6 protein-coding genes are annotated in these 8,374 nt (G+C 72.0%); 1 reads left to right on the forward strand and 5 read right to left on the reverse strand.

Annotation, left to right across the window (positions count from 1 at the left end; translation table 11 throughout):
* From carB to pyrR, 5 genes are all read right to left on the reverse strand, one after another.
* On the reverse strand, positions 1-3,409 hold a 3,409-nt coding region (gene carB / locus E1291_RS35670; RefSeq protein ID WP_242614584.1), incomplete at its 3' end, for a carbamoyl-phosphate synthase large subunit.
* Entirely contained in the window at positions 3,409-4,527 is a 1,119-nt protein-coding gene (gene carA / locus E1291_RS35675; RefSeq protein ID WP_131742471.1) for a glutamine-hydrolyzing carbamoyl-phosphate synthase small subunit, read from the reverse strand. The genes carB and carA, both read right to left, overlap by 1 nt.
* On the reverse strand, positions 4,524-5,807 hold the full coding sequence (locus tag E1291_RS35680; RefSeq protein WP_131742472.1) for a dihydroorotase: 1,284 nt from the start codon (positions 5,805-5,807) through the stop codon (positions 4,524-4,526). Before E1291_RS35680 ends, carA begins: the two co-directional genes overlap by 4 nt.
* On the reverse strand, positions 5,804-6,742 hold the full coding sequence (locus tag E1291_RS35685; RefSeq protein ID WP_131742473.1) for an aspartate carbamoyltransferase catalytic subunit: 939 nt from the start codon (positions 6,740-6,742) through the stop codon (positions 5,804-5,806). Before E1291_RS35685 ends, E1291_RS35680 begins: the two co-directional genes overlap by 4 nt.
* Positions 6,739-7,299, reverse strand: coding sequence for a bifunctional pyr operon transcriptional regulator/uracil phosphoribosyltransferase PyrR (gene pyrR / locus E1291_RS35690; protein ID WP_242614585.1), 561 nt, complete (start codon positions 7,297-7,299; stop codon positions 6,739-6,741). Before pyrR ends, E1291_RS35685 begins: the two co-directional genes overlap by 4 nt.
* 444 nt (positions 7,300-7,743) lie before the next feature.
* Here pyrR and bldD point away from each other — a divergent pair, with 444 nt between their 5' ends.
* Complete coding sequence (gene bldD, locus E1291_RS35695; protein ID WP_030145002.1) at positions 7,744-8,238, forward strand: transcriptional regulator BldD; 495 nt, start codon at positions 7,744-7,746, stop codon at positions 8,236-8,238.
* The last annotated feature ends 136 nt before the right edge of the window (positions 8,239-8,374 follow it).

Genomic DNA, 8,374 nt, shown 5'->3' on the forward strand with positions numbered 1-8,374 from the left:
CCCCGGCGGGCTCCCCGGGGCCGTCCGCGCCCCCGGGACGGCCCTCAGCGCCGCGCTCGGCGCCGTCCGGGGCCGCCAGCAGTCCCGTGCGCCCGTGCGCGCCGCTGAGCCGCTCGGCGTGCTCCTGGAGGGAGCGGACGCCGACCTGGCCGCCGGCGACGGCCTCGATGCCCTGGACGGCGGCGGCGAGCCCCTGCACGGTCGTCACGCACGGTACGCCCCGCAGCACGGCCGCGGTACGGATCTCGTACCCGTCGAGCCGGGGCCCGGACTGGCCGGGGCTGCCGAAGGGAGTATTGACGATGAGGTCCACCTCGCCGTCGAGGACGCGCCGCACGATCGTCGGCTCCCCGGCGGGGCCGGGGCCTTCGCTGTGCTTGCGCACGATCTTGGCACGCACGCCGTTGCGGCGCAGGACCTCGGCGGTCCCTTCCGTGGCAAGAATCTCAAAGCCCAGGTCAGCCAGGCGCTTGACGGGGAACACCATGTGCCGTTTGTCCCGGTTCGCCACGGAGACGAACGCCCGCCCCTTGGTGGGCAGCGAACCGTAGGCGGCCTGCTGGGACTTGGCGTAGGCGGTACCGAACACCTCGTCGATGCCCATGACCTCGCCGGTCGAGCGCATCTCCGGCCCGAGGACGGTGTCGACGCCCTGGCCCTGCTCGTTGCGGAACCGGTCGAAGGGCAGGACGGCCTCCTTCACCGCGATCGGCGCGTCCAGCGGCAAGGTGCCGCCGTCGCCCGACTCCGGCAGGAGCCCCTCGGCGCGCAAGCCCGCGATGGAGGCGCCCATCATGACCCGGGCCGCGGCCTTGGCGAGCGGCACGGCGGTCGCCTTGGACACGAACGGGATCGTCCGGGACGCGCGGGGGTTGGCCTCCAGGACGTACAGGACCCCGGCGGACAGCGCGTACTGAACGTTCATGAGCCCGCGCACCCCGATGCCGCGGGCGAGCGCCTCCGTCGACTCGCGGATGCGCCGCACGTCGTCGTGCCCGAGGGTGATCGGCGGCAGCGCGCACGCCGAGTCGCCGGAGTGGATGCCGGCCTCCTCGATGTGCTCCATGACGCCGCCGAGGTACAGCTCCTCGCCGTCGAACAGGGCGTCCACGTCGATCTCGATGGCCTCGTCCAGGAAGCGGTCGACCAGCACCGGGTGCTCCGGGCTGGCCTCCGTCGCCCTGGCCATGTACGACTCCAGCGTCACGTCGTCGTACACGATCTCCATGCCGCGTCCGCCCAGCACGTACGAGGGCCGGACGAGGACGGGGTAGCCGATCTCGGCGGCGATCTCGCGGGCGTCCTCGTAGGAGGTGGCCGTGCCGTGCTTGGGCGCGAGGAGCCCTGCCCTGTGCAGGACGCGGCCGAACGCGCCGCGCTCCTCGGCGAGGTGGATGCTCTCCGGCGAGGTGCCCACGATCGGCACGCCCGCGTCCTTGAGCTTCTGCGCGAGCCCGAGGGGCGTCTGCCCGCCGAGCTGGACGATGACGCCCGCGACCTCGCCGGACTGCTGCTCGGCGTGCACGACCTCCAGGACGTCCTCCAGCGTCAGCGGCTCGAAGTAGAGCCGGTCGGAGGTGTCGTAGTCGGTCGAGACGGTCTCGGGGTTGCAGTTGACCATCACGGTCTCGTAGCCGGCCTCGGCCAGCGTGAACGAGGCGTGGACGCAGGAGTAGTCGAACTCCACGCCCTGCCCGATGCGGTTGGGGCCGCTGCCCAGGATGAGCACCTTGGGCTTGGCGCCGGGGGGCACCTCGGTCTCTTCGTCGTAGGCCGAGTACAGGTACGGCGTCTGCGCGGCGAACTCGGCCGCGCACGTGTCTACCGTCAGGTAGACCGGCCGGACCCCGAGGGCGTGCCGCAGTTCCCGGACGACCTCCTCCGACAGCCCGCGCAGCTCACCGATCTGCGCGTCGGAGAACCCGTGCCGCTTGGCGCGCAGGAGCTTGTCGCGGGTGAGCGCGTCCTCGGCGGTGCGGATCTCGTCGGCGATCTCGTTGACGGCCACGATCTGGTCGAGGAACCAGGGGTCGATGCCGGTCGCGGTGTACACGTCCTGGATGCTCGCCCCGGCCCAGAGCGCGCGCTGCACGTCCCTGAGCCGCCCGTCGTGCGGCCGCTTGGCCGACTCGGTGAGGGCCTCGGCGTCCGGCTCCCCCGCCCAGCTGAAGGACGAGCCCTTCTGCTCCAGCGAGCGCAGGGCCTTCTGGAGGGCCTCGGTGAAGCACCGCCCGATGGCCATGGCCTCGCCCACGGACTTCATGTGGGTGGTGAGCGTGCCGTCCGCGCCGGGGAACTTCTCGAACGCGAACCGCGGCACCTTCACCACGACGTAGTCGAGCGTCGGCTCGAACGAGGCGGGCGTCTCGCGGGTGATGTCGTTGGGGATCTCGTCCAGCGTGTAGCCGATGGCCAGCTTCGCCGCGATCTTGGCGATCGGGAACCCGGTGGCCTTGGACGCCAGCGCCGACGACCGCGACACCCGCGGGTTCATCTCGATGACGATCATCCGCCCGGTGCCGGGGTGCACCGCGAACTGGATGTTGCAGCCGCCGGTGTCGACGCCGACCTCGCGGATCACCGCGATCGCGACGTCGCGCATGTTCTGGTACTCGCGGTCGGTCAGCGTCATCGCGGGCGCGACGGTGATCGAGTCGCCGGTGTGCACGCCCATCGGGTCGAGGTTCTCGATCGAGCACACGATCACCACGTTGTCGTGGCGGTCGCGCATGACCTCCAGCTCGTACTCCTTCCAGCCGAGGATGGACTCCTCCAGGAGCACCTCGCTGGTCGGGGACGCGTCGAGCCCGGCGCCCGCGATGCGGCGCAGGTCGTCCTCGTCGTGGGCGAACCCCGATCCGGCGCCGCCCATCGTGAACGAGGGCCGCACGACGACCGGGTAGCCGAGCTCGCCCGCCCCGGCCAGGCAGTCCTCCATCGTGTGGCAGATGACCGACCGGGCGGACTCGGCGTTCAGGCCCTGCTCGCGCGCGACCTTGGCGACGACCTCCTTGAACCGCTCGCGGTTCTCGCCGGCCTGGATCGCGTCGACGTCGGCGCCGATCAGCTCGACGTCGTACCGGGCGAGGACCCCGCTCTCGTAGAGCGCGATGGCGGTGTTGAGGGCCGTCTGACCGCCCAGGGTGGGCAGCAGGGCGTCCGGCCGCTCCTTCGCGATGATCTTCTCGACGACCTCGGGGGTGATCGGCTCGACGTAGGTCGCGTCCGCGAACTCCGGGTCGGTCATGATCGTGGCCGGGTTGCTGTTGACCAGCGTCACCCGCAGGCCCTCGGCCCGCAGCACCCGGCACGCCTGGGTGCCGGAGTAGTCGAACTCGCACGCCTGGCCGATGACGATCGGCCCGGAGCCGATGACCAGGACGGACTTCAGGTCTTCACGGCGCGGCATTACCTCGACCCCTCCATGATCTCGCAGAAACGGTCGAAGAGACCGGCGGCGTCGTGCGGGCCCGCCGCCGCCTCCGGGTGGTACTGGACGCTGAACGCCGGGCGGTCCAGGAGCCGCAGCCCCTCCACGCATCCGTCGTTCAGGTTCACGTGGCTGACCTCGGCGCGCCCGTACGGGGTGTCGAACGGGCCGTCCACGGGGGCGTCCACGGCGAACCCGTGGTTGTGGGCGGAGACGTCCACCTTGCCGGTCCCGCGATCCTGGACGGGCTGGTTGATGCCCCGATGGCCGAACCGCAGCTTGTACGTCCCGAGCCCGAGCGCGCGCCCGAAGATCTGGTTGCCGAAGCAGATGCCGAAGAACGGGACCCCCGCGTCGAGGACGCCCCTGAGCGCGTCCACCGCGTAGTCCGCGGCGGCGGGGTCGCCCGGTCCGTTGGAGAAGAAGACGCCGTCGGGCCGCAGCGCGAGGATCTCGGCGGTCGTGCTGGCCGCGGGCAGGACGTGCACCTCGCAGCCGCGCTCGGACATCCGGTACGGGGTCATCGCCTTGATCCCGAGGTCCACCGCCGCGACGGTGAAGCGCTTCTCCCCCTGGGCGGGGATCACGTACGTCTCGCGGGTCGACACGTCGCGGGCCAGGTCGGAGCCCTCCATGGACGGGCTGTGGCGCACCCGCTCCAGCAGCGCGCCCTCGCCGGGCGCGAGCGCGTCCGTCCCGCTGAAGATCCCGGCGCGCATGGCGCCCCTGTCCCGCAGGTGCCGGGTCAGGGCGCGCGTCCCGGGAACGGCGATGCCGACCACGCCCTGGTCGCGCAGCTCCGCGCCGAGCGAGCCCGTCGCCCGCCAGTTGGACGCCACGCGCGCGGGCTCGCGCACCACGTAGCCGGCGACCTGGACGCGGCGGGACTCGGGGTCCTCGCCGTTCACGCCGGTGTTGCCGATGTGGGGGGCCGTCATGGCCACGATCTGCCGGGCGTAGGAGGGGTCGGTGAGCGTCTCCTGGTAACCGGTCATGCCGGTGTTGAAGACCATCTCGCCGAAGGTCTCCCCTTCAGCCCCGTACGCGACCCCACGGAACACCCTGCCGTCTTCCAGAACGAGCAGAGCAGGGTTCATTGAAGCTTCCCTTCCAGGACGGTCGGCTTGCCGCGCAGGAACGTGGCCACGACCCGCCCGGGCAGCTCCAGCCCGGCGAACGGGGTGTTGCGGCTCTTGGAGGTCATCGCCAGCGGATCCACCGCGCGGCGCGGCGACGGGTCGTACAGCGTGATGTTGGCGGGCGAGCCCGCCTCCAGCGGACGACCCTGTCCGGAGAGGCGGCCGATACGGGCGGGGGCGGCCGACATCCGGTCGGCGACGCCGGCCCAGTCCAGCAGGCCGGTCTCGACCATGGCCTCCTGGACGACGGGCAGCGCCGTCTCCAGGCCGATCATCCCCATGGCGGCCACGGCCCACTCGGTCTCCTTGGCCTCGACCGGGTGGGGGGCGTGGTCGGTGGCGACGCAGTCGATCGTCCCGTCGGCGAGGGCGTGCCGCAGCGCCGTGACGTCGTCGGCGGTGCGCAGCGGCGGGTTGACCTTGTAGATCGGGTCGTAGGACTCCGCGCGCCCGTCGTCGAGCAGCAGGTGGTGCGGGGTCACCTCGGCGGTGACCGGGCAGCCCTTGCTCTTCGCCCACCGGATGATCTCCACGGAGCCGGCCGTGGAGACGTGGCACACGTGCAGCCGGGACCCGACGTGCTGGGCCAGCAGCACGTCCCGGGCGATGATCGCCTCCTCGGCGACCGCCGGCCAGCCGGGCAGCCCGAGCGCCGCCGACATCGCGCCCTCGTTCATCTGCGCGCCCTCGGTGAGCCGCGGCTCCTGGGCGTGCTGGGCGACGACGCCGTCGAACGCCTTCACGTACTCCAGCGCCCGCCGCATGATCACCGCGTCGGAGACGCAGTGCCCGTCGTCGGAGAACACCCGCACCCCGGCGGCGGAGTCGGCCATCGCGCCGAGCTCGGCGAGCTGCTCGCCCGCGATCCCGCGGGTGACCGCCCCGACCGGCTGGACGTCGCAGTACCCGGCCTCGCGGCCGAGCCGCCACACCTGCTCGACCACGCCCGCGGTGTCGGCGACCGGGTCGGTGTTGGCCATCGCGTGGACCGCGGTGTAGCCGCCCATCGCCGCGGCCCGCGTCCCGGACTCCACGGTCTCGGCGTCCTCGCGGCCCGGCTCGCGCAGGTGGGTGTGCAGGTCCACCAGGCCCGGCAGCGCCACGAGCCCGGCGGCGTCGACGACCTCGGCGTCCCCGGCGGCCAGCCCCGGCCCGACCTCGACGATCACGCCGTCGCGGACGAGGAGGTCGGCGGGCGCGCCGCCGAGGACGCGCGCGTTCCTGATCAGGTGGCTCATGGGGTCTCCTTGCCGATGGCGGGCTCGGAGCCTCCGAGCAGCAGGTAGAGCACGGCCATCCGGGCGCTGACGCCGTTGGCGACCTGCTCGACGATGGTGGAGCGGACCGAGTCGGCCACCTCGGCGGCGATCTCGACGCCGCGGTTCATCGGGCCGGGGTGCATGACGATCGCGTGCTCGGGCAGCGCGGCCATGCGCTCCCCGTCCAGGCCGTAGCGGCGGCTGTACTCGCGGACGGTCGGGAAGTAGGCGGCGTTCATCCGCTCCTGCTGGACGCGCAGCATCATGATGACGTCGCTCTTGGGGAGCACGCCGTCCAGGTCGTAGGACACCGAGCACGGCCAGGTGTCGATCGCGACGGGCAGCAGCGTCGGCGGCGCCACCACCGTGACGTCCGCGCCGAGGGTGTTCAGCAGCAGCACGTTGGAGCGTGCCACCCGGCTGTGGAGGACGTCGCCGACGATCGTGACCCTGCGGCCCTCCAGGTCGCCGAGCCGCTTGCGCATCGTGAACGCGTCCAGCAGCGCCTGCGTCGGGTGCTCGTGCGTGCCGTCCCCGGCGTTCACCACGCTGCCCTGCACCCAGCCCGCCAGCCGGTGCGGCGCGCCCGAGGCGCCGTGCCGGATGACCACGCCGTCGGCGCCCATCGCCTCCAGCGTCAGCGCGGTGTCCTTCAGGCTCTCGCCCTTGGACACGCTGGACCCCTTGGCGGAGAAGTTGATCACATCGGCGGACAGCCGCTTGGCCGCCGCCTCGAACGAGATGCGGGTCCGGGTGGAGTCCTCGAAGAACAGGTTGACCACCGTCCGCCCGCGCAGCGTCGGCAGCTTCTTGATCGAGCGGCCCGCGACCTGCGCGAGCTCCTCGGCCGTGTCCAGCACGAGCAGCGCGTCCTCGCGGGTCAGGTCGGCCGCCGAGATGAGATGGCGCTTCACTTGGCTCCCCCCGTCGGGCCGAGCAGGACGGCGTCGCGCCCGTCGTTCTCGGCCAGCAGGACCTTCACGGTCTCGCGCATCGAGGTGGGCAGGTTCTTGCCCACGTAGTCGGCGCGGATCGGCAGCTCCCGGTGCCCGCGGTCCACCAGCACGGCGAGCTGCACCGAGCGGGGACGGCCGAGGTCGTTCACCGCGTCCAGCGCGGCGCGGACCGTCCGGCCGGAGAACAGCACGTCGTCGACGAGCACGACCACCCGGTCGTCGACGCCGTCCGCGGGCAGCTCGGTGCGGCCGAGAGCGCGCGCGGGGCGCATCCGGAGGTCGTCGCGGTACATGGTCACGTCCAGGGAGCCCCAGGGCACGGGACGTCCCTCGACCTCGCGCAGGAGTCCCGCCAGCCGGTCGGCCAGCGTCACCCCGCGGGTCTGGATGCCGAGCAGCAGGAGATCGTGCCCGCCCTTGGTCCGTTCGAGGATCTCGTGCGCGATCCTCGTCAGCGCGCGCCGGATGTCCGGTTCCTCCAGAACGGCCTTGGGCCGGGGGTCACCGTCTGCCACGCGCGCCTCCGCCGGCCCGTCCGGCCGGGAGGCAGCATTCACCACCGAAACCTCCTTTCCCGCCTCACAGGACGGGTCTTAAAGGACGCCTTGTCCCCCACACCGTAGCAGCAGACGCCCTCCGCCCCGCCCCGGGCCGCTCCGCGTCTTGCCTGGTGAGAGGGGTCACATCGGAGGGGCGCCGGGTGGCCGGGACCGGTCCGTGACACGTCCGGCACGCCGTGCCTGCGGGACTTCCTGGCGATCCGGACGCCCCGGATCGAGACCTGCGGATTCGACCGCTTTTTTCCAATCGGCTTGACCTCGGGCCGTCCCCGTTTTACCGTCACTGTCCGTAACCATCCCTAGGGACAGACTCCTGAGGCCGAATGGCTTCGCGCACCTGTCTCCCCTCGGCACCCGCCGGGGGCAACGACGACGAAAGTGAGCCTGGGGGGCCGCATCATGCCGTCTGAATACGCTAAGGCTCTCGGCGCGCGCCTGCGCGCCATCCGCACCCAGCAGGGCCTGTCCCTGCACGGCGTGGAAGAGAAGTCCCGCGGCCGCTGGAAGGCCGTCGTCGTGGGTTCGTACGAGCGGGGCGACCGCGCCGTCACCGTTCAGAAGCTGGCCGAGCTCGCCGATTTCTACGGCGTGCCGGTCTCCGAGTTGCTGCCCGGCGGTGCCGCGCCGAGCCCGCTCGGGCCTACGCCCAAGCTCGTGATCGACCTCGAGCGGCTGCAGCAGCTTCCGAAGGACAAGGCCGGTCCTCTCGCCCGTTACGCCGCGACGATCCAGAGCCAGCGGGGCGACTACAACGGAAAGGTTCTGTCCATTCGCCAGGAGGACCTGCGTTCCCTGGCGGTCATCTATGACAAGTCCCCGACCGAGCTCACGGAGGAGCTCATCACCTGGGGCGTCCTCGACCCGGAGGCGCGCCGCGCCGTCGAGTCGTTCTGATCGACCTTTTCCGCGCAGGCCCAGCCCGGGGGCGCCCCGGGCCGGGCCCGCGCGCGTCTCAGGCGGCCGATGCGGAACGGGACCGCTCCGCGGGAGATCGGAAGAGCGTCGTGTAGGGAAAGAGTGTAGATCTCGG

Source organism: Actinomadura roseirufa, assembly GCF_900659635.1.
Taxonomy (GTDB): Bacteria; Actinomycetota; Actinomycetes; order Streptosporangiales; family Streptosporangiaceae; genus Spirillospora; species Spirillospora roseirufa.

Coding starts and splice junctions, on each gene's coding strand:
- E1291_RS35680 (WP_131742472.1), bottom strand. CDS start 5,807: ATGAGCCACCTGATCAGGAACGCGCGCGTCCTCGGCGGCGCGCCCGCC.
- bldD (WP_030145002.1), top strand. CDS start 7,744: ATGCCGTCTGAATACGCTAAGGCTCTCGGCGCGCGCCTGCGCGCCATC.
- carA (WP_131742471.1), bottom strand. CDS start 4,527: ATGAACCCTGCTCTGCTCGTTCTGGAAGACGGCAGGGTGTTCCGTGGG.